This is a genomic window from Paenibacillus sophorae (assembly GCF_018966525.1).
GTDB lineage: Bacteria > Bacillota > Bacilli > Paenibacillales > Paenibacillaceae > Paenibacillus_AQ > Paenibacillus_AQ sophorae.
Window position 1 is genome coordinate 4,629,779 of record NZ_CP076607.1, and the last position, 25,856, is coordinate 4,655,634.

27 protein-coding genes and 1 other annotated feature are annotated in these 25,856 nt (G+C 53.3%); of the genes, 4 read left to right on the forward strand and 23 right to left on the reverse strand.

The annotated features are described in order from the left end of the window. Positions 1–68: 68 nt before the first annotated feature. Positions 69–680, reverse strand: coding sequence for a genetic competence negative regulator (locus KP014_RS22445; RefSeq protein WP_036596990.1), 612 nt, complete (start codon positions 678–680; stop codon positions 69–71). Between the two features lie 258 nt (positions 681–938). After that, entirely contained in the window at positions 939–1,289 is a 351-nt protein-coding gene (locus KP014_RS22450) for a hypothetical protein (RefSeq protein ID WP_036596989.1), read from the reverse strand. A 94-nt stretch (positions 1,290–1,383) separates the two neighbouring features. On the opposite strand from KP014_RS22450, the gene KP014_RS22455 reads away from it, so the two are divergent. Beyond that, complete coding sequence (locus KP014_RS22455) at positions 1,384–2,325, forward strand: polysaccharide deacetylase family protein (protein ID WP_036596988.1); 942 nt, start codon at positions 1,384–1,386, stop codon at positions 2,323–2,325. A gap of 96 nt (positions 2,326–2,421) precedes the next feature. Here the strand turns inward: KP014_RS22455 and KP014_RS22460 are convergent, their stop codons facing one another. Genes KP014_RS22460 through KP014_RS22470 form a run of 3 tightly spaced genes read right to left on the reverse strand, consistent with a single transcriptional unit; the run spans position 2,422 to position 4,270 of the window. After that, positions 2,422–3,276: a metallophosphoesterase gene (locus tag KP014_RS22460; protein ID WP_036596987.1), complete on the reverse strand. Its 855-nt coding sequence runs from the start codon at positions 3,274–3,276 to the stop codon at positions 2,422–2,424. Next, the gene (locus tag KP014_RS22465; RefSeq protein ID WP_036596986.1) at positions 3,270–3,680 is read right to left on the reverse strand and encodes a hypothetical protein; all 411 of its coding nucleotides are present in this window, start codon (positions 3,678–3,680) and stop codon (positions 3,270–3,272) included. Before KP014_RS22465 ends, KP014_RS22460 begins: the two co-directional genes overlap by 7 nt. Continuing rightward, the gene (locus tag KP014_RS22470) at positions 3,677–4,270 is read right to left on the reverse strand and encodes a CPBP family intramembrane glutamic endopeptidase (protein ID WP_036596985.1); all 594 of its coding nucleotides are present in this window, start codon (positions 4,268–4,270) and stop codon (positions 3,677–3,679) included. The genes KP014_RS22465 and KP014_RS22470 overlap by 4 nt, the downstream gene beginning before the upstream one ends. A gap of 82 nt (positions 4,271–4,352) precedes the next feature. On the opposite strand from KP014_RS22470, the gene KP014_RS22475 reads away from it, so the two are divergent. Both KP014_RS22475 and serA read left to right on the forward strand, forming a co-directional pair. Next, positions 4,353–5,255, forward strand: a complete 903-nt coding sequence (locus tag KP014_RS22475) for a hypothetical protein (protein WP_036596984.1) — start codon at positions 4,353–4,355, stop codon at positions 5,253–5,255. A 90-nt stretch (positions 5,256–5,345) separates the two neighbouring features. Continuing rightward, positions 5,346–5,574, forward strand: a binding site (T-box leader). Between the two features lie 249 nt (positions 5,575–5,823). Further along, positions 5,824–7,416 (forward strand): phosphoglycerate dehydrogenase, encoded by a 1,593-nt coding sequence (gene serA / locus KP014_RS22480; protein WP_036596983.1) that lies wholly within the window; start codon positions 5,824–5,826, stop codon positions 7,414–7,416. Positions 7,417–7,486: 70 nt separating this feature from the next. Here the strand turns inward: serA and KP014_RS22485 are convergent, their stop codons facing one another. Continuing rightward, complete coding sequence (locus tag KP014_RS22485; RefSeq protein ID WP_090834171.1) at positions 7,487–8,326, reverse strand: SDR family NAD(P)-dependent oxidoreductase; 840 nt, start codon at positions 8,324–8,326, stop codon at positions 7,487–7,489. A 404-nt stretch (positions 8,327–8,730) separates the two neighbouring features. On the opposite strand from KP014_RS22485, the gene KP014_RS22490 reads away from it, so the two are divergent. Then, a complete protein-coding gene (locus tag KP014_RS22490; RefSeq protein ID WP_036599345.1) occupies positions 8,731–9,708 on the forward strand; it encodes a helix-turn-helix transcriptional regulator in 978 nt (325 codons plus the stop codon). Positions 9,709–9,770: 62 nt separating this feature from the next. On the opposite strand, the gene glpK is transcribed toward KP014_RS22490, so the two are convergent. The 17 genes from glpK to KP014_RS22575 form a co-directional block, all read right to left on the reverse strand. Beyond that, the gene (gene glpK / locus KP014_RS22495) at positions 9,771–11,270 is read right to left on the reverse strand and encodes a glycerol kinase GlpK (RefSeq protein WP_036599347.1); all 1,500 of its coding nucleotides are present in this window, start codon (positions 11,268–11,270) and stop codon (positions 9,771–9,773) included. Positions 11,271–11,483: 213 nt separating this feature from the next. Continuing rightward, entirely contained in the window at positions 11,484–12,923 is a 1,440-nt protein-coding gene (locus KP014_RS22500) for an ATP-binding protein (RefSeq protein ID WP_036599349.1), read from the reverse strand. Continuing rightward, on the reverse strand, positions 12,924–13,640 hold the full coding sequence (locus KP014_RS22505; protein ID WP_025689300.1) for a response regulator transcription factor: 717 nt from the start codon (positions 13,638–13,640) through the stop codon (positions 12,924–12,926). 80 nt (positions 13,641–13,720) lie between these two features. Continuing rightward, complete coding sequence (gene ccsA, locus KP014_RS22510) at positions 13,721–14,983, reverse strand: cytochrome c biogenesis protein CcsA (RefSeq protein WP_036599351.1); 1,263 nt, start codon at positions 14,981–14,983, stop codon at positions 13,721–13,723. Further along, positions 14,980–16,665 (reverse strand): cytochrome c biogenesis protein ResB, encoded by a 1,686-nt coding sequence (resB, locus tag KP014_RS22515; protein ID WP_036599353.1) that lies wholly within the window; start codon positions 16,663–16,665, stop codon positions 14,980–14,982. Before resB ends, ccsA begins: the two co-directional genes overlap by 4 nt. Continuing rightward, complete coding sequence (locus KP014_RS22520) at positions 16,662–17,186, reverse strand: redoxin domain-containing protein (protein ID WP_036599355.1); 525 nt, start codon at positions 17,184–17,186, stop codon at positions 16,662–16,664. The genes resB and KP014_RS22520 overlap by 4 nt, the downstream gene beginning before the upstream one ends. A gap of 119 nt (positions 17,187–17,305) precedes the next feature. After that, complete coding sequence (locus KP014_RS22525; protein ID WP_036599357.1) at positions 17,306–18,064, reverse strand: pseudouridine synthase; 759 nt, start codon at positions 18,062–18,064, stop codon at positions 17,306–17,308. 20 nt (positions 18,065–18,084) lie between these two features. Next, on the reverse strand, positions 18,085–18,429 hold the full coding sequence (locus KP014_RS22530) for an N-acetylmuramoyl-L-alanine amidase (RefSeq protein ID WP_036599359.1): 345 nt from the start codon (positions 18,427–18,429) through the stop codon (positions 18,085–18,087). A gap of 82 nt (positions 18,430–18,511) precedes the next feature. Further along, complete coding sequence (locus KP014_RS22535) at positions 18,512–19,000, reverse strand: spore maturation protein (protein ID WP_051500371.1); 489 nt, start codon at positions 18,998–19,000, stop codon at positions 18,512–18,514. A 51-nt stretch (positions 19,001–19,051) separates the two neighbouring features. Then, a complete protein-coding gene (locus KP014_RS22540) occupies positions 19,052–19,714 on the reverse strand; it encodes a nucleoside recognition domain-containing protein (protein WP_090834170.1) in 663 nt (220 codons plus the stop codon). Continuing rightward, on the reverse strand, positions 19,707–20,921 hold the full coding sequence (locus KP014_RS22545; protein WP_036592078.1) for a D-alanyl-D-alanine carboxypeptidase family protein: 1,215 nt from the start codon (positions 20,919–20,921) through the stop codon (positions 19,707–19,709). The genes KP014_RS22540 and KP014_RS22545 overlap by 8 nt, the downstream gene beginning before the upstream one ends. Before the next feature lie 196 nt (positions 20,922–21,117). Further along, positions 21,118–21,588, reverse strand: a complete 471-nt coding sequence (gene ytfJ, locus KP014_RS22550) for a GerW family sporulation protein (protein ID WP_036592080.1) — start codon at positions 21,586–21,588, stop codon at positions 21,118–21,120. A gap of 89 nt (positions 21,589–21,677) precedes the next feature. Further along, the gene (locus KP014_RS22555; RefSeq protein WP_051499672.1) at positions 21,678–22,391 is read right to left on the reverse strand and encodes a DUF2953 domain-containing protein; all 714 of its coding nucleotides are present in this window, start codon (positions 22,389–22,391) and stop codon (positions 21,678–21,680) included. A 121-nt stretch (positions 22,392–22,512) separates the two neighbouring features. After that, on the reverse strand, positions 22,513–23,118 hold the full coding sequence (scpB, locus tag KP014_RS22560; RefSeq protein WP_036592081.1) for an SMC-Scp complex subunit ScpB: 606 nt from the start codon (positions 23,116–23,118) through the stop codon (positions 22,513–22,515). Then, positions 23,087–23,878 (reverse strand): segregation and condensation protein A, encoded by a 792-nt coding sequence (locus KP014_RS22565; protein ID WP_036592083.1) that lies wholly within the window; start codon positions 23,876–23,878, stop codon positions 23,087–23,089. The genes scpB and KP014_RS22565 overlap by 32 nt, the downstream gene beginning before the upstream one ends. A gap of 160 nt (positions 23,879–24,038) precedes the next feature. After that, a complete protein-coding gene (gene ribH / locus KP014_RS22570) occupies positions 24,039–24,503 on the reverse strand; it encodes a 6,7-dimethyl-8-ribityllumazine synthase (RefSeq protein ID WP_025696978.1) in 465 nt (154 codons plus the stop codon). 82 nt (positions 24,504–24,585) lie between these two features. Beyond that, a complete protein-coding gene (locus KP014_RS22575) occupies positions 24,586–25,839 on the reverse strand; it encodes a bifunctional 3,4-dihydroxy-2-butanone-4-phosphate synthase/GTP cyclohydrolase II (protein ID WP_051499673.1) in 1,254 nt (417 codons plus the stop codon). Positions 25,840–25,856: the final 17 nt, after the last annotated feature.

Sequence of the window (25,856 nt, forward strand, 5' to 3'; positions counted from 1 at the left end):
AACAGGCAGGACCAGCCGGCGTTGTCGTAAAATAGGTAAAGGGCCACCGAAGATCCACCCCTTCCTCATTATTCCTGGCGTTTGAAAAAGGCGCAAAGCTGCTGAACGGCATTCTCCGCCATAACCGTCTTGCCGTATTCGTCAAGCACCGCCTCGGTCACCGGAGATGAATCCCCGAATTCCGCGAGTACAGCCACAAGAGCCGACAGTGCGGGTTCCTCGAATTCTTTCGGATCGAAATAGAGGTACCATTTATCCTGATAAGAGTACAGCTTGCCTGCGGAAGTAATATTGCCAATGAGCACATGCGCCGCTTCAACCACGACTTCAAAATCACGGAAAGCGTAGACAATGGAGTCCGCTTGTTCAAGAGTGACTTCCATTTCGTAAATCTCATCTGGCAATTCTTCTTCCCCTGACGCCCCGTACTGATGATCGTATTTGCCCCGGGTGACGATGACGACCATGCCTTGTGCGGGCAGAGCGAACACTTCCACGGCAAGAGGACCGGTAGCGTCAAATCCGAGTTCGTTATATGCCTGGTCCATCATTTCCGTAAAAAGGTCATGAACTTTGGGGACTTCCTGCCACATGTCTTCCTTCTGGATTCCCCGCTCGCTCAGGTCGTCAAAAGTGAGGAAAATCCGTATCTTATCTTGACTTAAACGTTCTATTCTCATGACAGGATCCTCCTTTTGAAAACTCAGGTTTATTATAGTGTATGATGAGTCCCGAGTAATGAGCCAAAAATGGTTGCTATCGTAATTGATATGTATGTATGTTACCATTTTGCCGCGATAAATGCACGTAAATATATTATAAACGGGAAACCCTATTTTTTCAAAAGAGCAGTTGATACCGCTGCTTCCTATACGAAAAAAAGAATCATTCTGGAGAAAAGAAGATCTCCAAAATGATTCTGTCGGCCTCTGCTGCGGTTACAAGCCCGGGATGGCTGTATGTGTTTCTTTGAGGATCTTTTCCACGTCGTGTTTGACTTCGGGATTGCTGCGGATAAAATCCTTAAGCATGCTCAGGTTTGCTTCCTTGGAACGGACAGGCGAAGCCCCCTTATGTCCCTCTGATCCCAAGCTTTCCGTTTGGGACGGCTGCTGATTTGCGGAAGTGCTGCCGAAGCCTGCAGTCGCCATGTTGATGATTTTATTTTTGGCTTTTTCGGCGGCCCCGGATTGCCCCAGCATGGGAGTAAACATGTTCCGCTTTTTGGACATGAACATACTGGCGGCGGCACCCAACATCACTCCGTAAAAAAATGACGAAGTCTTCACATTTATTACCTCCTTGTATGATAAAATCATCTCTAGTGTTCGCAGAAGATTTCCGCCTCATACAGCTTAATCACAGGAAAGCGAGTTGAAATAAGTGGGTAAACAGACAGCAGCGCTGTTGCTTGCCGCCTTTTTGCTGACATCGTGCAGCAGCGCGGAGAACACTGCTCCGGATGGAACGACGGCTGCGACGCCAAGCGCCAAGGCTTCACCTTCAGCGGCCGCGACCGGAACTTCTACAGCAAGTCCCTCCATACAGCCTTCCGCTGCCGCCACCGGCAGTGAGGATGCATCTGCATCACCGGGAGCTTCCGCTTCGCCGGCCGCCGGATCGGTTAACGGCAACACAAATTCGGAAGAACAGACCGGGCTTGGAACGGAAGTGAAAGTACCGCTGCTGTATCATATGAACAAGAACTACGACATTAAGCCCAATGAAGAAGGCACGAACAAAAAGGTCGTACTGCTGACGTTCGACGACGGCCCCAAGGAAGCGAAGCTGATCAATTCAATCATCGACACGCTGGATAAACATAAAGCCAAAGCGATCTTCTTCGTCAATGGTTACCGCATCAAGGAGCACCCGGAGCTGCTGAAGTTGATTCATGAACGCGGCGGAATCATCGGCAATCACAGCTGGGATCATATCGTTCTCAAGGATAAGCCGTACACCGCCGTCAAGAAGCAGATTGAAGATGTGCAAAAGATCGTAAAGGAAGTCACGGGGGAAGCGCCGGTATTCTTCCGGCCACCACACGGGGCAGGCGGAGATGTCGGCAAAAAGGTTGCCGCAGAGAACGGCATGCTCTACATGACTTGGTCCAACGGCTCCCTTGATTGGACAATGAAGGAAAAGGACACAGGCAAGACAGAAAAGCTGATCAAAAACGTTACCGAGCAGCTCCATTCCGGCAGCAATATTCTGATGCACGAACTGCCGTGGACTACCGAAGCGCTGGACAAACTGCTGACCACGCTGGAGAGCAAGGGCTACGGCTTTGTCGATCCGCGCAGTATCGAACTGAAAATGCGGTAAGCCGAAAGTAAACGAAGAGGCCCCGACCCATCCTGTGGAGGATGAGCGGGGCCTTTTACCTGATTATCCGATGCTGAAATGCCGGTCATAGTGCAGTTACGGGATAAGCCGTATTTCTGATACACCGGACGCCGGCCGGCGCAGTGTAAGGATGTGCAGCTCAGCGGGACTCCGGAAGCGCAGCGGCAAATGAGCGGTGCCAAACCCCCGGCTGATCAGCAGCATGGCCTCCCTGTCCGTATCATCTCCTTTGGGCCATCGGTACATCCCGGCCGAGTAAGTGCGGTAGAAGTCTTCGACATGCCTGAGGCCGATAATGGGCAGAACAACCTGCCCTCCGTGAGTGTGGCCCGACAGGATGAGATCGGCAGGGACGTTCGAGAGGCGCATCAGCCACATCGGATCATGCACAAGAATAATCCGGCATTCCTTCTCAGCTCCGGCAGGCAAATCCGGCAGAGGAGCAAACCCAAGTCTGCCGCCTTTCCTTGGATGGTCTACGCCTGTGAGCCACAGCGTTGTCCTTTCCCGTTCTAAAGCAACGTTCTCATCCGTCAGCAGCCGAACTCCATTCTGTTCGAGAATACGGTCAACCTCAACAATGTCCGCCTTGTAGTCGTGGTTGCCGTGCACGGCATAGACAGGACCAATAGAGGCAAGAAGCGCCATATTATCGTCCAAACGTTTAAGCGGGCTGTTCTTCTCCGTCATATCGCCGCCTAACAGCACGATATCTATTTGTCCCTTTAAACTGGAAAGTCTCTTCCGCGGCAGGATTCGCCTGTGGATATCGGTGACGAGCAAAATCCGATATCCTTCAAACGCCCGGGGAAGGGTTTCCAGCTCGATATCCGTTTCGGCAAGCCGGCTCCGGCAGGCTCCTGACAGCATGGCTGCGCCAAATGCGACAACCCCTGCGGCGGCCAGCAGACCGGCCAAGCCCGCTACCATAACGTCCTAAGAGGCGGAGCGCCTTTTATCCCCCACCACAGCAGAAAGATCAGCAGCATCATAAACAGAACATTAAGCGAATTGACGAACAACTTACTAAGCCTGATCCGTTCCGAACGATAAGTCGAGGAGCGGGACGGGGGGGATTGCTCCTCTTTTTCTCCCGGTTTGGGCCGGTCCGCTCTTCTCCCGCCCCGCCCGGTTCCGGCTTTCTGCCTTACCGCTGCGGACTTGCCGCCCTCAGTATTCTTTTTGCGCGACCGGGACAGGGTTTGTGAGGATGATTCTTTTTTCCTTGGTGATGAAGCTTCCGCTTTGCGCGGATTGCTTGCTTTGACGCCGGAAATGCCCTCGCGGTTTCTTTTGTTCTGGCGGGACTTTACCCGGCTGAGCTCCTCACTCATGACTCCCTCCTGTAGCGGATCACCAGCCCAGAGAACAGGTCGATGATGAAATGACATAAAATAGGCGCCCAGATCGTACCGGAATAGATGTAGATAAGACCGAGGCCGTAACTGCTGGCAAATACCCAGCCCGTAGGAATCCAGTGCCTTAAGTAGCGCACATGGATAATTGCAAACAGGATGCTCGTCCAATATGGCCCGAAAGCATACTGTATGGCGCCTCGGAACAGCAGCTCTTCGCAAATGGACACGATGGCGGCGATCAGCACGATATGCCAAAGCGGCCGTTTGCGGAACAACAGCTCGTTGATCCCTCCATCATCCATAGTTTGCTCAGGGACAATATAGGTTAACACGAAGTCCACTACGAGCATAATGACCGCGAGACCTAGTCCCCAAGCTGCAAAATTGATGCTTTCGGGAAAATTTAGTACGTGAATAGGATTTCTTTTCTGAAATAATACCCAGATCAAACCGATAATAAGGGTAAGACCCTGTGTAAAATAAAGATTAACTAATAGCAGCCGTTCGGTTAACTGCTCCGGTGTTGCTTTTTGTAGTTTTATGTCGCCGAATTTAAATTTTTTCATTAATTACCTACCTGTTCTTAAATAATTTCAAATCCTAACATTCATATCCAATTCAATCCTCATAGAAAAAGGAGCCCTTATTATGAATCACCGTTCATCCAGCAAACCAATGCTGTACACCCTTGGATTCTTGTTCTGCCTGATCTCTGCTTTTGCTGTCTTTTTCACTGGAGTGAAGGTTGGTGCCGATAAGGTCGAGGCCAAATATGAGAAACTGAACGCCAATGGACAATCCGCGGAATCCTTCGCGTATTACCGCCAAACAGATCTCGTTACTTTCTATCATAACGTATTTTTGCCCTATCGGGAATTCAAGCAGAACTGGAACGAGCAGGTTGACCTTCTAACCCGGGGAAGCGGCGCTGACAGTTCGGTAATACTCAAAAATCTCCGCAATCTCGCGGATGGCGCTTACTCGCAAGTGACCCAGACATCCATCTTCGACGAGTCCCCGCTTCTGAAGCAGGGCCAGCTTAATATCCTGAAAAGCCTTCGCCTCTTCTCTGAAGCTGCCGACAAGGCATCTTCGGCCTCCGGGAAAGCGCAGGCGGCAAAGGCGCTGAAAAATGGGGAGTTAGCGGCTGGCGCAGTTAGATACGGACTTTTGGCCCAAAGCAATTATTATGCCTCAATGCTTAAATGGGGTTCCCAGAAGAATTCTTCCATTCCTTCCGAGACGGGTGATCTGAAGATAATCACGCTGGCAATGTGGAACAAAATGCCCCTGCTGCTCAAGAACGCCGCTATCGCGGAAATCATGCTAAACCGCAGCATTTTCGAGGATTACGAACCGCAGGATGTAACGGCTAAGATCGATAATCTGATCCATTCCGGTACGGCGGCATCCCTGAAACTTAAGGATATCCAGAGCGCCACCTCCCTGCTTGTATCCACCGGAGCCCTTGGGGGACGGGATTTCTCCAAATGGCGCCAACAGTACTACAGCAAGGAAACGGTGCCGCAGCTTCCTTTCTTCGCCAACTGATATCGGCAAATGCATCATACCACAATCATCCGGCAAAATCCTATTGACACATGTAGCACAGCCATGTTACATTATGAAAAAATTAATCAAGCAAAACCGATGATGGAACAAAGATACTGAAGGTCTTCAGAGAGCCGGCGGATGGTGCAAGCCGGTGGCGGACAGTTTACTTTAGCGCTCCTGAGTTATTGTGTTGAACTTATAGTAGGCACAATCGGATCATCTCCGTTACCAGTGTTCCTGTTTACAGGATAATGAGACTGTGTCTGTAAAGGATGCGGTGAATTAGGGTGGTACCACGACAACTCTCGTCCCTTACTGCGGAAGCAGTATGAGATCGGGAGTTTTTTTGTTGACTGCCTGCTTGACTGCGCCCGCCCGGAAGAACATCTCATGAATCAGGCCCTGCTTTAGACCTATTCTCTGCTGCGACACCGCGTTGACGCTTGGCTGAAAATGCGGTATGATCGCCTTCTTCTATGGAAAAGCTGTTGCAGGTAATCCGGAGAGCCTAAAAGGGCCTCCTCAAAAATAAAGTGTTCACACATCTAAGGAGGAAAAAGAAATCATGTTTAAAATTTTGGTATCGGACCCGATCAGCGATCTGGGCATTCAGCAGCTGACGGAAGCAAGCGACGTAACGGTAGACAAAAAAACGGGTCTCAGCGAGGATGAACTCATTGCGATTATCGGCGAATACGACGGTCTGCTTGTACGGTCCCAAACCACTGTCACCGAGAAAATTATCGAAGCGGGGTCCAATCTGAAAGTAATCGGACGTGCAGGCGTCGGCGTGGACAATATCAATCTGGAAGCCGCCACGAAGCGCGGAGTTGTCGTGATTAACGCTCCGGACGGCAACACCATCACTACTTGTGAGCATGCCTTTGCGATGATGATGGCTCTGGCTCGCCATATTCCCCAAGCCTATGCGAAGACAACCACCGGCGTATGGGACAAAAAATCATTCCTCGGCGTTGAGCTCCGCGGCAAAACGCTTGGCGTTCTCGGCATGGGCCGGATCGGCAGCGAAGTTGCGAAGCGCGCCAAGGCATTCGGCATGAACATTTTAGCCTATGACCCGTTTCTGACGGCTGACCGTGCGGAAAAGCTGGAAGTAACGCTGGCTTCTGTTGATGACATCGTACAGGGTGCGGACTTCATCACTGTTCACACACCGCTGACTCCACAAACGCGCCACATGATTTCCCGCCCTCAGTTCGAGGTTATGAAAAAAGGCATGCGCATCGTCAACTGTGCGCGTGGCGGCGTCATTGATGAAATGGCACTGGTAGAAGCTATCGATGCAGGGATCGTGGCCGGAGCGGCTTTTGACGTATTCGAGAAAGAACCGCCGCAAGCGGATCACCCTTTCCTGTCGCATCCGAAAATCATCGTCACTCCGCACCTTGGCGCATCGACTGTGGAAGCACAGGAGAATGTGGCGATCGACGTATCCGAGCAGGTGCTGCATATTTTGCGGAATGAGCCATTCATCAATGCGGTTAACATCCCTCCGGTTGCTCCAAGTGTCATGAACAAGCTGCAGCCTTACTTCAATCTCGGGGAGAAGCTTGGCAGCTTCGCATCGCAGATTACGAATGGCGCCATCAACGAAATTCATGTGGAATTTGCCGGCGACCTTTCGGATGTCGACACTCAACCGCTGAACCGGTACATTGTCAAAGGCGTACTGTCCCGCCACTTCGGCGGCGACGTCAACATCGTCAATTCCATGCACTTGGCCAAGACACGCGAAGTAAATGTGGTCGTGACTAAAGCCTCGAAAACTAAAGGCTTCACAAACCTGATCACAGTGAAGCTCATTGCCGAGGGAGGCGAAGAGCGCCTTGTGGCCGGTACGCTTCTGCAAGGATACGGAGAACGGATCGTGCAGTTGGGTAAATTCCCGGTTGATATCGCTCCGGAAGGCAATCAAATCCTGATCTCCCATAACGATAAACCCGGCATTATCGGCAACGTAGGTACGCTGCTCGGCCAGAACGACGTCAACATCGCGTCGATGCAGGTGGGACGTATCGTTGTCGGCGGCGAAGCCATTATGCTGCTGACCGTCGACAAGGAAGTTCCGGATGATGTGCTGGTGAAGCTGGCCGCTTTATCGGAGATTAATACGGCTAAAGAAGTCGTGCTGCAGTAGACTTTAATATCCGAAATTGCACTGTATAACAGAGCGCCGGCTGCCATTGGAATGGGCAGCCGGCGCTTTATTATTCAGAGATTAGGAATGCGGGCACCACCCGGCCGTCAATATCGGTAAAACCGTATTGTTCCGCCAAACACCCCACCTGCTGGGGCACGCCCGACCTTTCAATAATCTTCGGATCGGCTGCCAAAGCGCATACGGCCCGCCCGATATAACGGGTGGATTCGGTTGCTTTCAGTTCTTCTACTTCCTGCCAATGTGCTTCATCCGTATGAAAGGCGTCCAGAACAAGTTCTGTCCGCATCCAGCCCGGAGACAGCGGAATGACGGCGATTCCGTCAGCCGCAATTTCCTTGGATAATCCGCAGGCCATACGTACCAGCGCATTCTTGGACAAATCATAGTAGAAGTTGCTGATGTGCCTATACCGGTCCCAAAAAGTAGTGTGAATGATCAGTCCGTTCTTTTGGATGCGCATCAGCGGAATCGCATAGTAATTCGTTATCAGCTGTGCGCGTACGCCGGAATCGAACATATGGTTCCAATGCTCCAGCGGCTGCTCCCAGAAAGGCCGCTCATCAATCCGCAGCGCGTTGCCTCCCCATACATTGTTCACCATTATGTCCAGCCTGCCTTGTTCGGAAGCAATGCGCGAAATTAAGCTTTCCGTATCACGGGTATCGGTATGATCGCATCTTACCGCCGCTCCGCGCCCTCCCGCCTTTTCGATTTCTTCCACCGTGGCATCAATATCTCCTGGTCTATTTTTCGTGCGGTTTCCATTAACGCTTCTGCCTGTCACATAGACGTAAGCCCCGGCGGCGGCCAATTCCAGCGCTATACCCTTTCCCGCTCCTCTGCTTGCTCCGGTGACAAGCGTAATCTTTCCCTGCAGCGTTTTCATATTAAGGTGCCTCCCTGAGACCAGAACTCGCCTGCTCCATTTAGCTTCTCCAGACTTCAGCTTTTCCGGCCTTTACTGGATTACCACAGGCTGTATATTAAGCTTAGCCCTTATATATGTCATGGATTGTCGTATATTATAGATATAGTTATTTTATAGTTAAGATGAACTTAAGATTTTCCATAAGGTATCATTCGTAACTACGAGGAATGTTTGGACTTCCGGCCGCTGTTGTCCCCAGATTTCTTGATTGAAACCGCTCTTCGCGGATGAAATCCGGAGACAAAGGCGGTCGCTATCGCTCCTACAGTTCCAAACTTCCCCTTCGTTCCTTCATCCCCTGATGTTATTTTTCAAGTTCATCTTATATAGTTATGGTTATTAAGTTAGGAGGTATCACGGAGATGAGAGCCGATCGTCTGCTGTCCATTCTGCTGCTGCTTCAGAATCGCGGCAAACTTACGACCCGTCAATTATCAGGCATGCTTGAAATATCCGAACGGACGGTGCACCGGGATATGGAGGCTCTATCGGCCGCGGGCATTCCCGTACTGGCGGAGCGGGGCCGCGAAGGAGGCTGGATGCTTGCAGAGGGCTACCGCACGAGACTTACGGGCATGAAGCCCCGGGAGATCGGAGCGCTGCTCTTAACCGCAGATCCGGCGATTCTTGACGATCTAGGTATAAAAGAGGATTTTGCCGCGGCAGCCCGCAAGCTCGAGGCCGTATCCAGAACGCTCAGCCCGGAAGCCGGGTACAGCCTGGCCGGACAAATCCATATTGACGGGGTCTCGTGGCATCCTATTGATGAATCGGTCCCCTATCTGGTTCTGCTCCAGCACGCTATGCAGGAGAAGCGTAGGGTCAGAATCAGCTACGGTCAGAGTACAGAGACTAAGGAACGGATAATCGAACCTCTTGGACTGGTGGCGAAAAAAGGGGTATGGTATGCGGTTGCTTGCTGCGAGGGCGAACTTCGGACATATCGGGTGTCCCGAATCACTCAAGCCGAGATTACGGAGGAGCATTTCCAGCGGCCTCCGGGCTTCGATCTTCAGGCGTACTGGGAGCAGTCTACCCGGGACTTCAAGGCTTCATTGCCCCGCTACCCCGCCGAGCTGCGGATTCGGGATTCCGCCCTCCCGGAGCTTGAAAAAGAGCGGTATGTGAAGGTGTTGTCTTCCGCCATTTCACCTGACCCCGTATGGCTTGCAATAAAGGCGGAGTTCCAAACGTTTGAATCGGCAAAACGCATCATTTTGTCTTACGGAGCGGATGTGATTGTTACCACACCGCCTGAGCTTAGACAGGAAGTTGAGAATACGGCCTGCGCCATTGTCTCCCTCTACCAGACACCGGAAAGCGGACCGCGCCTCTCTTAAAGGATCGCGATCCGCATCTTCTTGTTAATAAGCCTATTCTATTGTATGGGCCGATGTGACCCTCACGGGCGCACATGCTTATCCCATCCCATTGTCCGTGTGACGGCGTCCTGCCAAATACGGTAACTGTTCTCCCGTTCCTCCTGCGGCATGGCAGGCGTAAAAGTCTTCTCGGCCTTATTGAAATTCCGCAGCTCTTCACGGTTCCAAAAGCCCGCGATAAGACCAGCCAGCAGAGCCGCCCCCAGCGCCGTTGTCTCCGAGTATGTCGTGCGCGTTACTTCTCTGCCCAGAATATCTGCCTGAAACTGCATCAGCAGATCGTTGCGCACCGCTCCGCCGTCCACCCGCAGGTCGGAAAGCGGCATGCCGGCGTCCTTCTCCATTGCCCCGATTACATCCCTTGATTGGAATGCAAGTGATTCCAGTGTGGCGCGAACAAGGTGGGCGGAGGTCGTTCCGCGTGTTAAGCCGAACACTGCTCCACGGGCATACATATCCCAATACGGCGCGCCCAGTCCGGTAAAAGCCGGCACGACGACGACCCCGCCGCTGTCCTCAACCTCCCGCGCCTTTTCCTCGGATTGCCCCGGATTTTCAATCAGGCCGAGACCCTCCTCCAGCCACTGCACCGCCGCGCCCGCGACGAATACACTGCCCTCAAGCGCATAATACAGCTCATCGCCTATTCCCCATGCCACAGTCGTCAGCAGTCCGTGCCGTGAGGCTACCGCTTCGCTTCCCGTATTCATCAGAATAAAGCAGCCGGTGCCGTACGTATTCTTGGCACTCCCGGCTTCCAGACAGGTGTGCCCAAAGAGCGCCGCCTGCTGGTCCCCCAGTACGGAAGCAATGGAGATCTCCGCTCCGAACCACTGCTTAAGCGCCGTTCCGAAGGACCCGCCCGACATCCGCACCTCGGGCAGCATACCCGCCGGAATGTTCAGCTCGGCCATCAGCTTCCCGTCCCAGACCCTCCGGTGCAGATCAAACAGCATCGTCCGCGACGCATTGGTGACGTCCGTGGCGTGCACAGCGCCGCCGGTGAGCTTCCAGATCAGCCAGGTATCCACTGTTCCGGCCAGCAGTTCGCCCCGCTCGGCTCTTTCCCGCGCACCTTCCACATGATCGAGTATCCAGGCGATCTTCGTCGCCGAGAAATAAGCGTCGGCCACGAGGCCTGTTTTCTCCCCGATTTCCCGCTCCAGCCCCCTTCGCTTAAGCTCCTCGCACATTTCCGCGGTTCTCCGGTCCTGCCATACGATGGCCGGGTATACCGCTCTGCCTGTCGCCTTGTCCCAGACCAGCGCCGTCTCACGCTGGTTCGTAATGCCGATTGCGGCGATTTGCGAGGCATCGATACCGCTCTGCGCGATCGCCTCTCTTGCCGATTTGAGCTGCATATTCCAGATCTGCTCCGGGTCATGCTCTACCCAGCCTGGGCGGGGGAAATACTGGGTAAGCTCATATTGGCCCTGAGTGACCATTCGGGCCTCTTCATCGAACAGAATCGCCCGCGAACTGGTCGTGCCCTGATCCAGTGACAAAATGTAGCGGCTCATCGCGCGGCTCCGCACAGAGGCATGTCTGGAAACAGGATGATTGCCGAAGAATTATAGAAACGAACAATGATTCTCATTTTTCTCATGGAAAATCCTCCTGTTATATGGATACCCATCTTAATACTGCTTGTTCCACGAAGAACAAGATTTATCGGCTACATTCAACAAAAAGCACCTCTAAGACAAGAGGTGCTATCAAGAAATGTTTAAAATTTATTGTTTTTCGACAGGCAGTCGAAGCGTAAAACAGGTTCCTTCGCCTAGTTTGCTGGCAGCCGAGATATGTCCGCCGTGGGATTCGACGATATTCTTGACGATAGCCAGGCCCAGGCCGGTGCCTCCGGATTCCCCACGGACCCGGGCTTTATCCGCTTTATAGAATCGCTCAAAAATAAAAGGAAGATCTTCGGAAGGGATGCCCGCGCCTTCGTCCCGAACCTCGACCTCAATCTCCGACCGATTCGCATAAATAATCCAGTCGGCTACGATATCGATCCTTTTGCCGGCGGGAGTATGCCGGAAGGCATTGTCCAGCAGATTCGTCAGAACCTGCTCTAACTTATCTTCGTCTGCGTCATGAAGCCATAGATCTCTGCTCTTTTTAATGCAGCGCAGTTCAATTTCCCGCTCCTTGGCGCGCACGGAGAATTTACGGAATATCCGTTCCAGCAGCTCGTTCATGTCGACCGGAGCCTTGTGCAAATCCGTGTGTCCGGCGTCCATCCGAGCCAAATCAAGCAGATCCTTCACCAGCCGGCCCATCCGCAGCGATTCGTCGTGAATCACCTGAACAAGCTCGCTGCTCTCCTCCGGCGAAGAAGCCATGCCGTCCAGCAGCGCTTCGCTGTATCCCTGCATCATCGACAGAGGAGTGCGAATTTCATGGGATACATTGGCCAGAAAATCGCGGCGCATTTTCTCAAGCCGGACTTCTTCGGTCACATCGCGCAGTACGGCTACGGTGCCTTGAATTTGGTTATCTGAATAGAGCGGCGCCATATGCACCGACCATACATCCTGACGCACATGCACATTGGAGCTGTGGTCGCCGCCTTCATGAAGCGTGCGCCGGAACAGCAGGCGCAGCGGACGCGGAACACCCTGAGCCTCTCCGCTTACGCATTCGAAATCGTCTTCGCCTTCCTGCTCCCATTTCAAATCACTCCAACTTTCCAGCAGGGACTGGCCGTGCGGATTGGTGAGTACGATCTGCCCTTCGTTATCGAATGTAATCACGGGATCGCTCATGCTGCGAAGTACGCTGGATAGAAGCCCTTTTTCATGATTCAGACTTCGGATTGTACCCTCCAGCTCAGCAGCCATATGATTGAAGGATGTCGCCAGCTCTCCGATTTCATCGCTTGTGACAAGCTTTAGCCTCTTGCCGTACTCACCCCTGCGGATAGCATCCGCCGCTTCGATAACCTGATGCATCGGCTGCGTAATCTTGGTGAACAGAAACAGTGCGAAGAAGGTCGTCATGGAAAAACCGATCATGGCCGTATACATGAATAACCGTTTGATTGCGCCGGAATTGGCGAAGTTGCTGTCAATGTATGGCAGCAGGAACAGCCCCAGTGTCATAAGCACGACAGCAACGAGACAGATGATCGTCACCCACAGCTTGCCGACAAGGCTTCTCCAGAAGTTCACTTATTTCGGGACCTCAAGCTTGTAGCCTACGCCCCACACCGTCGTGATCATCGCAGCAGATTCCGGCGACACCTTATTCAGCTTTTCGCGGAGACGCTTCACATGGGTATCCACCGTGCGCAAATCGCCGAAAAATTCGTAATTCCACACATCCTTCAGCAGTTCCTCCCGCGAGAACACTTTGTCCGGCGATACCGCCAAATAATGCAGCAGTTCGTACTCCTTCGGCGTCAGGCTGACCTCCTGCCCTCCAGCCGTAACGCGGTGCGCGTCATGCTCGATGACCAGATGCGTGAATACGATATTGTTGCTGGAATTCGTCTCCTTCGACAGAAAGGCGGTCGCTGAGGAACGGCGCATAATCGCCTTCACCCGGTAGATGACCTCCCGCGGGCTGAACGGTTTGACAACATAATCGTCCGCTCCCATTTCAAAGCCCTGCACACGGTTGATCTCCTCGCCCTTGGCGGTCAGCATGAGAACCGGAGTGGACTTTACGTCTCTGAGCCGGGTCAGCACCTCGATGCCGTCAATACCGGGCAGCATGACATCCAGCAGAATTAATCCATAATCGGCGGCGGTTGCTTTGCGCAGCGCGATTTCTCCGTCTTCTGCTTCGTCGATTTCATAGCCTTCCTTCTCAAGATACATTTTCAGCAGACGGCGAATACGTTCCTCATCGTCTACCACCAGAATTCTATTCAGATGTTCTGCCATTTCACAACAACCCCTTCATCGATACAGTAGAAGATACACTGAGAATGGCGCCCCCGTTCGCGTTATCCCGGCTTAAGAACTTAGTCTGTTCCGGCATATGAATGGAGTCCGGCGATAACCAGATTGACGCCAACCAGAGTAAACATGACAACCAGAAAACCAAGTACGGCCAGCCATGCGGATTTACGGCCCTGCCATCCGCGCGCCAGCCGAAGATGGAGATAGGCGCTGTAAAACAGCCAAGTCACAAGAGCCCATACTTCCTTCGGATCCCAGCCCCAAAATCTTCCCCATGCCACCTGGGCCCATATCATGGCAAAAATCAAAGCCCCCAGCGTAAAAATAGGGAAACCGATGGCGATTGCCCGGTATGTAATCTCATCGAGATCGCCCTCGTCGATTCCGTCCAATACGGGTTGAAGCGCTTTGCCAAGCGGCTTCCGGACAATGAGGCGCAATGCGCCGTAGATCATAGCTCCAGTCAGGAGCGACCAGATCACCGTATTGAATTTCCTTCCGGCATTGACACCCTTCATCCAGAACGGCGCTTCGGTTAGCGGTTTCTTTACGCCAAGAATCGACTGGAAGCTCTCAATTTCGCTATGGTAAGGTGCCACAATGGGCGGCATTTTATAAATGACTTTCTCTATTGTACTATCATTCTGCCCGGGATTGTCAACGGTAACGTTGCTTCTGGTAAAAACCGTCTCGTACCCCGCCTCCCGAAATGCGAATACCGAAACCAGAAATCCGATAATGACGATGATGATGAACAGCGTAAATTCGACTCCTCGCTGCTGGCGTTTGTCGCTTTTTGACGAGCTTTTAAAATCGACCGTTCGCAGCAGATACATCAGGCCAGCCGCAAATCCTACCGCAAAAAAGGATTCTCCAAGAGCCGCCAGCGTCACATGGATATTCAAATAGATCGATCTTAAAGACGGAATCAGCGGCTGCACTTCCTGCGGGAACACGGCAGCATAGGCCATAACAATGATGGAAATCGGAACGGAGAAAAGACCGAGCAGGATTTTGCGGTAAATGGAGAAGATGACGGTAAACGCGACCATCACCATCATGGATAAGAAGGTCATGAACTCATACATGTTGCTGACGGGAATATGCCCCCCGCCCGCCCAGCGGGTGAAGAAATACGCAAGATGGCACAAGAGTCCGAGGGATGAGGTGATAAAAGCGATTCTGCCCCAGCGCGCGGTATGCTCCTTGGGACTCCGGCCGGACCATCTGCGCCCCATGATGGCGATGGTAAACAACATGAACGCTCCGCTGTACAGGAAAAAGGCTGCGATAAATGCAGCATTGCTGAAATCGAGCAGACTCATGCTTGACCTCCCCCATTTTCCAATGATTTTTCATCCACGGAAATATTCATTTTCTCCAAGAAAGACTTCACTTCCCGCCGAAGTCCGAACCAGTTCTTGTTCGTATGCGCCCCAAGCGTCAGCTCTCCCCCGTCCACAGTCAGCCAAATCCGTCTATGCTGCCAGTAAAATCCAAGCACCAGGCCGAGCATGACAATTCCGGCGCCGACCCAGACGAACGGCATCGCACGATCCACGCGGATGTTGAGATAGCTGGTTGACTCTGAGAAATCGACGCCGCTCATATCACCCACCTCAAGCTCCAGAAAGCGGTCCTCTCCTCCGAGCTTGTTATTGATCGCGTCCTGCTGGAATTCAGCCTTGTCATTCTGCTTCGGAAAATAGAAATACTGCTCGCCGTCCGGCGGCAGGTTCGGGCCCTTGATTAGAAAAAGAAAGGCGGGCGCGTTCGGATACGGTGATTTGGAGATCGGCTGGCCTTCCTCATTCAGTCCGAATTCCATATACTTCTCTTTCAGCTCCAGCGTATACGGACCGGCGGCAAAGCTGCGCTGCGGATTTTTCATCTCCAGCTTGAACGATCCATACGATTCTCCTGTCGCGGAATTGACCAGCTTCGGGGTCACCGAACGCAGCACAGGGGTAAGGTCATAATCAAACTGATACGCTTTCATTCCTTTGTAGCTCAAAGGATCGTTAACCTGGATCGCATGCGAAGCCACTTTCGTTAGCTTTGGTTCCTTGGATGGGTCGCCGCAGTCCGCCGTGCATTCGTATAGAACCGCCTTCGTTTCGTACAGCTTAGGCAGCACTTTTTTGCCGCGGAATTCCTCAGGCATCTCCTCGTCCTTGTAGAACTCTACCGTGAATTTCTCATTCTTCAAATAATAGGAGGTGTCCGGAATATGGATGATGTCTCCCTGCGGAAAGGCAAGATGCTGATCCATATTAAGCCCCGGCAGCCCTCTTGCCAGCACGGCAAGCAGAAAGATAATCAGGCCGATATGGATAATGTAAGGCCCCCAGCGGCTGAACCGGTGCTTCTCCGCCAGCAGTGCGCTGCCGTCTGTTATAACCCGGTAACCCTGTTTCTTCAGAGGCTGAACGGCTCCTGCCACCCAGGCATCCGAATCCTCCGCGATCTTTCTTACCAGTACGACCTTCTGCCTTGTTAGAAACCGGCGGTGCTTGCGGACTTTTTGCCTACTGAGAGCTTTGTACAGAGGAAGCACACGGTCAAGGCTGCAAATGACAAGCGATGCCCCGATCATGACCAGGAGAGTGATGAACCACCAGGATTCATACGTATGGGATAGGCCGAGTCTGTAATAGATTTCGCCGGCTGTGCCGTAACGCTGCTTGTAATAGGTGGAAGGATCGATATTGAGAAAGGTGCTTTCCTGCGGAAAGACGGTTCCCAGCGTGGAGCCGAGAAGCGTCAGCACGATCAAGTAGATCGCGATTTTGACCGAGGAAAAAAAGTTCCACACCTGATCGATGACGCCCGGATTGGCTTTTTGGGAACGGCGGGCCATGCCGTCATAGCGCATTTCAAGGGGATCACCCGAGTCCGCGTTACCCTGCAGCGGCTTGCCGCACGCTTCGCACAGCACCGTACCGACGGGATTCTGGTGTCCGCATTCGCATTTCGTATTGACGAAAAGGGGTGTACGTCCGCTCATCGGCTCACCAGCTTTCCGATTTGCGCATCGAGCGTACTCAGATCAAGCTGTCCGATATGGATCGTATCGATGTTCCCATTGGCGTTGATAAAAAAGGTCGTCGGCAGAGGAGAGATCCCATAGCTGCGAACCGCATCCCTATCCGGGTCCATCAGAATCGGGAAGTTGACGCCGATACCGTTTACAAAGTTCTGGATCGTCATTTGATCCTCGCCGACATTGATGCCGACGACAACGACCCCCTGGGCTTTCCATTTCTCCCACTGGGCCTGGAGAGCAGGCATTTCCTTTACACACGGAGCGCACCAGGAGCCCCAGAAATTCAGGACAATCGGCTTACCTTTATATTCGTCCAGCTTATGGGTCTTACCGTCCAACCCTAGCAGCTCAAAGGACGGAGCGCGGCTGCCCTCCTCGGGCTTGCCGTCTCCTCCGAATGCAGTGGTTCCGACCGCATACCCGCCAAGCAGGACGATCAGAACCAAAATGATGATTTGTACCGGTTTTCTCGCTTTGCCCACACAGATTGCCCCCTTCTATGATACCGTTCATATCGTTAACAAGAAGTGTGAACATCCTATGAACATTATAACGAATACGGTCACATTTTTCCGTGGGGTCTTTGCGGCACTTGTGAACATTATGTGTCTTTGCGGGTGTTATTTCCTTTGGCCAGTCCGGCCATAGCGAGCTGCTTCAGCCCGTTGATCTCATCCTTGGTTAGATGGCGGTACGAGCCGCGCTTCAGATTCTGCAGCAGAATATCGCCGAACGAAATCCGCTTGAGCCGGATAACGGGATGGGAGATCGCCTCGAACATGCGGCGCACCTGGCGGTTGCGGCCCTCGTGGATCGTGATGCTGATGACCGACTCCTTGCTGTCCTCGTCAATATCCTTGTACTCCACTTCCGCAGGGGCGGTCATGCCGTCTTCCAGCTTGATGCCGTCCTTCAGCTTGTCCAGCGACGTGCCGTGCGGAATCCCTTTGACCGTAGCCAGATACGTCTTGGGCACATGATGCTTCGGATGGGTCAGCAGATTGGCAAACTCCCCGTCGTTGGTCAGCAGCAGCAGACCTTCCGTATCGTAATCAAGTCTTCCGATCGGATACACGCGTTCCTTGATGCCCTTCATGTAATCCGTCACGATTTTGCGGCCCTTCGGATCGGAAGCGCTTGTAATAACGCCCTTTGGCTTGTTGAACAAAATATAGATTTTATTCTCTCCCGAAATCCTTTTGCCCAACACCTTGATGATATCTGTATCCGGATCGGCTTTCGTTCCGAGCGTTGTCACGACCTCGCCGTTCACTTCCACTTTGCCGGCCAGAATCAGCTCTTCGCATTTTCGTCTGGACGCCACTCCGGCCTGTGCCAGTATTTTCTGTAATCTTTCCATTGTCGATTGGTCACCTCAGACTAATGATAACCATCGCCGGGATAAAGCACAAGTTCATTCCAGGGAAAATAGGGGCCGGGGCATGAATCGTTGTGGGGCTTGACAATCACCGGAGATATTTTGTACAGCGCGGCCAGATCAAGAATGAGCCGGCATGCCGCAAAAATTTGCTCCTTGGTCTCGGCTGGCGACGAAGCTGCCAAAGGCTTCCCGAAATCGCCCTCCAGACAGAGGTGGATATATTCGGGATCGGTCAGAAGCGGCGCCGCATAGGTTGTGCCCGAAGCATCGATCCAGAAATCAAATCCCTTGCCATTGATAGACGGACAGACGGAAGTGTGAATGATGAACCCTTGATACGACATGCCGCGTCTCCTCCCTTTTTCATTGCTTCAATAGCATATGAAAAAGAGGAAGCCGGCGTTACGCGTCCAGGCAGGCTTGGCGTCAGCCGAACACCAGCAGGCAGATCGCGATGGCGGCGACAAAGCCTACGAGGTCTGAGAAGAGCCCTACCTTGAGCGCATAGCGTCCGTTGCGTATGCCGACGGCGCCGAAGTAGACGGTCAGCACATACAAGGTAGTGTCCGTGCTGCCCTGGATCGTGGAGGCGATACGGCCGATCAGCGAGTCGGGGCCGTGAACGCGGATCAGTTCGGTAGCGTAGGCCAGCGACCCGGTGCCGGTAAGGGGGCGCAGCAATCCGAGCGGCAGCACCTCCGGCGGAACTCCCAGACCGCGCAGCAGCGGCGAGATGAATCCCATGAGAAAATCAAGCGCGCCGGAAGCGCGGAACACGCTAATCGCCACCATCATGCCGACCAGATGGGGAATGATCCCGATTGCCGTTCCGAAGCCCTCCTTGGCTCCGTCTACAAACGATTCGTAGACGGGAACCTTCCGGGCATAAGCGTATAATGGAATGAATGCGATCATGACGGGTATGGCCCAGGTTGAAATCAGGCTGATGATCTGGTACAAGGGCGGTCACCCTTTCACTTGATAATGTGGTGAAGCCGATCCGCCCCTGGCGGGGGAGCTGCTCTCCGCAGGCGGCCCCGGCGGCCTTCGCAGCAGATGCATCCGGCGGCACAGCCGGTCCGCGAAAATGGCGGCGAGCGTTGCAACGAAGGTCGCCGCGAGTGTCGTCCCGACGATGTCCGCCGGATCGGAGGAGCCGTAGTTCAGGCGGATCGCGATCAGCGTCGCCGGAATCAGCGTAATGCTGGCGGTGTTCAGCGCCAGCAGGGTGCACATCGCGGGGGTGGCCGTATCCTTGTCGGGATTCAGGGTCTGAAGCTCCTGCATCGCCTTGATGCCCATCGGCGTCGCCGCATTGCCCAGGCCGAGCAGGTTGGCGCTCATATTGGATAGAATATAACCAATCGCCGGATGCCCTTTCGGCACATCCGGGAACAGGAAGCTGACAATCGGCCCAAGCAGTCTGGCGATGGTGCGCAGCAGTCCGGCATCTTCCGCAATCTTCATGACGCCAAGCCAGAAAACCAGGACGCTGATCAGCCCGAAGCTGACCGTTACTCCATTCTTCGCTCCGTCAAACACGGCGGCAGTAAAGGCGTCCATCCGGCCATTTACGGCGGCGAACACAAAGCCAATGACGATCATGCCCAGCCATATGACGTTAATCATGGGAGACGCCTCCTTCCGCCCCGATCCGGAACAGGGCACGAAGCGCACTATAGGCAGCCTGAAGCCATGTATCTGCCGGGTAGGCTGAGGTAGATGCGTATTTTTCCATATACGGAGACTTTTTCGGCGGCAGGCGGCCAGGTTCATAGACAGGCACTTGGCCGATTGGCTCACCGCCCAGTTTCAGCACGAGCGTTCCCCGCAGCCCGAAGTTCTTATCGGCGCCGTCTTTGGTCACCCGCTTCGGATTCAGAACCAGCTCCGTGACGACATGCTCCTGTTCTCCCTGCCTGAACGGGTACGCGAAGTTCAGGCCTGCCGCGAGCTTATAGCCCTTCAGTTGCTCCCCCCGTTCGATAATCGTCTTCAGCGGGAACCGGTTAAAGCCGAAATCGAGCAGCGCGGCGTGGTCGTTCCAATCATTGCCGTCATTAAGCGTTACCGCAACAAGCTGCTGTTCTCCCCGGGTAGCGGAGCTGACCAGGCAGCGGAGCGCTTTTTTCGTATACCCAGTCTTCACTCCGTCCGCTCCATCATAGAGCCGCAGCATTTTATTTTTGTTGCTCCATTTGTAGTCCCATTTATCGTACGGATTATCCGCCGTTTTCACCTGCGTCTTCACAATTTCCTTGAATACGGGATTATGCAGCGCATAGGCCGTCAGCTCGGCAAGGTCATTGGCGGTGGAGTAGTGTCCTTTGGCATCAAGGCCGTGTGGATTGGCAAACTGAGTATGGGCGAGTCCCAGCTCCTCCGCCTTGGCATTCATAAGATGGACAAAACCTTCCTCAGAGCCGCCGACATGCTCAGCGATGGCCGTCGCCGCATCGTTGCCCGAACGCAGCATCAGACCGTACAACATGTTCTCCAGCGTCATCTCCTCACCTTGCTTAAGAAACAGGGACGATCCTTCTTTGGCAAAAGCATTCTTCCCGACCTTGACCTTGCTGCTTAAATCGCCGTTCTCAATGGCTACGATGGCCGTCATGATCTTGGTCAGGCTGGCGATCAGCATCGGCTCATCGCCGTGGCTGCTGTAGAGTATCCGCCCGGACTCCACATCAATCAGCGCTGACGCCTTGGCATGGGTAGATACGCTCTCTTGCTCCGTTTCAGTTTCAGCCGCCGCAATCGGAGTGAAGAGCAGGAGCAGGCTGATGCAGACCAGGGCTAGAGATGATCCGAAATTTACTCTCTTCATGTTCATCCTCCGGGTTCCTATCGGCATTTTGTACAAGTGTATGCTTGTTTCGGGAACGGTATGTCCCTTCCTTTCATGATGCGCAAAAAAGGATACCGCAGCTAGCGATATCCTTATGTTTGCGGCAGACCGCACCGGTCTTTACGGCATGCCCCGGCATGAACCGGATTCACGGGGGCCAGTCTGCCGAACTCCCTTTCGGTTACTGCGTAACGGTTACCGGTTCTGCGGGCGACTGAGCAGACTGCGGTGCAGCCGCACTTGTGCCTTGACCGCCTTGAGCGGGAAACATCGACTGGATTTTGTCGATCAGCCCTGGGGTAGCATCGATAATTTTCTCAAAAATATGAGTTTGGTTGTCGAGCGGCACGATATGCACGCCTTGCTGGCCGACGACAAGAAAAGCGATCGGCCGGATGGAAACCCCGCCCCCGCTGCCGCCTCCGAATGGGAGCAGCTTCACGCCGTTTTGGCCAGGCGCAGACTTGTCAACATCTTCCACACTGAAGTCACTGCCCCCTGCGGCAAATCCGAATGCAACTTTACTAATGGGCAAAATAGTGCTGCCGTCCGACGTCTGAACCGGCTCGCCGACGATGGTGTTGACGTCAATCATGCCTTTAATGTTTTCCATCGCGGTCTGCATCAGACCTTGAATGGGGTGGTCACTCATATTGGTATCCTCCTTCGGCTTCTAGGGAATAGAATTCCTTCACAACGTATATTCCCCCGAATGAGGCGTTACTATGTAACCCACCAGGGTCATGCGGCTCTTTTTCCCCGTTTATGGGACTGTATTTCGCGGACAAGCTCCTTCCACTGTCTGATGCCTTCATCCGCCTGCATGGCCCGCACCAGCAGCCTGAATCCCGCATACAGCGCGTAGCCCGCCGATATTCTTCCGGCGCAATCGACCTCGGTGGAGAATTTCACGTCGTCATCGAACACAGGAACCACGAACAGGCGCGGACGGTGCAGCAGCTTCACCCGCTGTGAGGCCCAGCCGATCAGGCTCCACTTCAGCCCCCAGAGCGCCCCGGCCGCAGTTGCCGTTCCCGCTGCGTCGCCAAGCGAAAAATTGGTGGACCAGTCCAGCTTCGTAATCTGCAGATGGGACAGCGTATCGGCGGTCCAGCGTTTCAGCCCTTGTGTGGCGCGCAGCGCTTTTTTTCCATATTCCATCCATTCGATGACGTCATCCTTGTTGATATCCGTCTCTTCATCCTTCGACGATTTCATAGGCGCGATACCGGTCTCTTCCAGCTTGACATGAAGCCCGCGCTTAAATCCTACGAACGCGAGCGCCGGAAGCGAGTAATGAAGCTTAACCAATCCAAAAAGGGCGGTGATATCAAGCACGACCCGGTCATCCTGTCCTGTTCTGTTCAAACTGAAATGAATATGAATGCGGGAAGAGAGCAGCAAGATCGAGACCGCCAGCAGCAGCAGGGCGCCAATCAACAGCCATAGCTTCACGTGTTAACCTCCAAGCAACCTTTAATAAGGACTTCTTGGATTAGTATGGCATTTTCGGACTGGAAAAATTCACATAAAAAAATCATAGACCAATTGCGTCTATGACTCTTTAAACTTCATTTTAGGATTGCTCCACTTCATCAATTGTCAGCTGGCGGGTATCCAGCTTGTCAAACAATAGCTGTGTTTCTTCCTCCAGATTATCTCCGCTTTCCAGTGTGGCAGGCTCCGGCAGTTCCTTCAGGCTGGCCAGCCCAAAGGTCTCCAGGAAAGATTTCGTCGTTCCGTACAGAATCGGACGCCCCACAGCTTCCGCCCTGCCGACCTCTTGAATAAGATCCTTATTGGTCAGCGTATGAATCGCCCGCTCGGATTTCACCCCGCGGATCTCCTCAATCTCCACCCGCGTTATCGGCTGCCTGTATGCGACGATAGACAGCGTCTCCAGCGCCGCCTGCGACAAGGACGCGCGGGAAGGTGAGTAGGCCAGCCGCTCGAAATACGGCGCATGCTCCGGCAAAGTCGCGAGCCGGTAGTTGCCGGCTATCTGCACGACCTGAAGGCCGCGCCCCTGTAAGGCCAGCTCCTCGCGCAGCTCCTCCATAGCCCCTGCAACCAGTTCCGTCCGCTGCTCTGTAATCTCGGCAATTTGCCGGGCGGACAGTCCGTCCTCTCCGGCTAGAAACAGCAATCCCTCAATAATCGATTTCAGACTCTTGTAATCCATTGAAGTCTTCTGCTCCTCTCCATTCCATCACAATGTCGTCAAATAAGTTCTCCTGGTAGCACAAAATCGCCTTCATCTTCATCAGCTCCAGAATAGCCAGAAAGGTCGCAACGATTTCATGCCTCTCCATACGTTCATGCAGCAGCGACGAGAAGCGCAGCCGTCCTCCCTTTCCGGTTCGCCGGAGCGCCTCGGATACATCGCGGATGCGGTCTTTGACCGAGATTTCATCTCTGGTAATCCGCGCATAGGAGGAGCGTCTGGCCGCCTTGCCGAGCGCCTTGCGAAATGCGGCGATCAAATCCGACGTATGAAGGCCTTTCAGGGTGTTGTCGACCTGGGATGGCACAAAGGGAGCCAAATCCTCCGGCTCCTTCGTAAAAATAAGGCTGCGTTCGCTCTCCATATCCATCAGTTGGGTGGCAATGCTCTTGATTTTGCGGTATTCGATCAGACGCTGCACCAGCTCCGCCCGTGGATCGAAGCCGTCCTCCTCGTAATATTCGAAATCGTCGATCTCGATCACGGGCGGCTTGGGTAGCAGCATCTTACTCTTGATGGAGAGCAAAGTCGCGGCCATCACCAGGAACTCGCTTGTTATTTCCAGCTCAAGCTCCTGCATGTTCCGCAAATATTCCATGTACTGCTCGGTGATCTCGCTGACCGGAATGTCCTGGATGTCGATTTCCGCTTTGTCGATCAAATGCAGCAATAAATCAAGCGGGCCCTCAAACGTCTCCAGCTTGTACAATACAGTCACGAGCCAACCTCCCGCAAAAAAGTAAAGTGCAGCGCCTAAAGTGAGGGCGCTACACAAGTCGAAAACTCAAAGATTAGATTCGCTTTCTTCCTTATACATATAAATAATCACGTTTTGGACAGGTTCGTCAATAGCGGACTTGCCTGAATTCCCGTTTCCTTTAAATAAGTTTGGAAAGATTAGCCATCTCAATGGCGGATACCGCCGCGTCCCATCCCTTGTTGCCAGCTTTCGTGCCGGCGCGCTCGACTGCCTGCTCAATATTCTCAGTCGTCAGCACGCCGAAGATTGTCGGAACGCCCGTCTTGAGATTAATGGCGGCCACTCCTTTGGAAACCTCGTTGCACACATAATCGTAATGGGTCGTGGAACCGCGGATCACGGTGCCCAGCGTAACGACTGCGTCGTATTTGCCGCTTTCGGCCATTTTTTGTGCAATCAGCGGAATTTCGAACACTCCCGGCACCCAGGCTACGGAGATTTCGTCATCCTTAACACCGTGACGCTTGAAAGCGTCGAGTGCCCCGGACAGCAGCTTGCTCGTAATAAATTCATTGAAACGTCCCACTACAATCCCGTATTTCAAACCTTCCGAAACTAAATGTCCTTCAAAAATCTGTGGCATACTCATCAACAACCCTTCCATAAATTAGTCAGCAAATTAGTCAGCTTATGTTAAGAATCTGCTTATAGAATTGAATACCGGCTTACGCCTTCGAGCTTTCGTTCTGCTCAATATCATCGAACTTCAACAGGTGGCCGAGCTTGGACTGCTTAGTATGCAAATAATTGGTATTGTCTTCGTTTTCCGGCATCTGGATCGGAACGCGCTCCACGACTTCAAGGCCGTAACCTTCCAGCCCTTTGATTTTGCGCGGATTATTCGTCATCAGCTTGATCCGGCGAACGCCCAAATCCTTCAGAATTTGCGCGCCGATTCCGTAATCGCGCAAATCTGCCGGGAAACCAAGCTCCAGATTCGCATCCACGGTGTCGAGACCTTGTTCTTGAAGCTTATACGCGCGCAGCTTGTTGATCAGGCCGATGCCCCGGCCCTCTTGGCGCATGTAGAGCAGAACGCCTTTTCCCGCAGCTTCGATCTGACGCAGCGCCGCCTCGAATTGCGGGCCGCAGTCGCAGCGGTGGGAGTGGAACACATCGCCGGTAAGGCATTCCGAATGCACGCGGACAAGCACCGGCTCGTCTCCGGAAATATCCCCTTTGACGAGAGCGACATGCTCTTTATCATCCACCTCGTTCGTATAGGCAATCGTCTGAAATTCACCGAAATCGGTGGGCAGACGAACCGACACTTCGCGGGTGACCAGCTTCTCTTTCTCATTGCGGTAATGGATCAGGTCCGCGATGCTGATGAGCTTCAGATCATGCTTCATGGCGATTTCGTGCAGATCGGGCAGACGGGCCATCGTGCCGTCTTCCTTAACGACCTCACAAATCACCGCAGCGGGATAAGCGCCGCACATGCGGGCCAGATCGACGGCGGCTTCCGTATGGCCGCTTCTGCGCAGCACGCCGCCTTTTTTGGCGATCAGCGGGAACATATGGCCCGGTCTGCGGAAATCCATCGGGCCGGCTTTCGGGTCCATAATCGCCTTGGCGGTCAGCGACCGCTCATAAGCCGAGATGCCGGTCGTTGTATCCTTGTGGTCGATTGAAACAGTGAAGGCCGTCCCGTGAAAATCGGTATTTTGGCTGACCATCGGCTTCAGATCCAGCTCCGCCGCCCGCTCCGCCGTAATCGGCAGGCAGACAAGCCCTCGTCCCTCGGTAATCATGAAATTGATGACTTCTGGCGTCGCCCGTTCCGCCAAAGCGATAAAGTCTCCCTCATTCTCGCGGTCTTCGTCATCGACAACGATGACGACTTTGCCGCGCATCAAATCGTAGATGGCTTCTTCAATCGGGTCCAGGCGAATATCTTCGTTATTATATTGGCTCATTTCTTTAACCTCCTGGT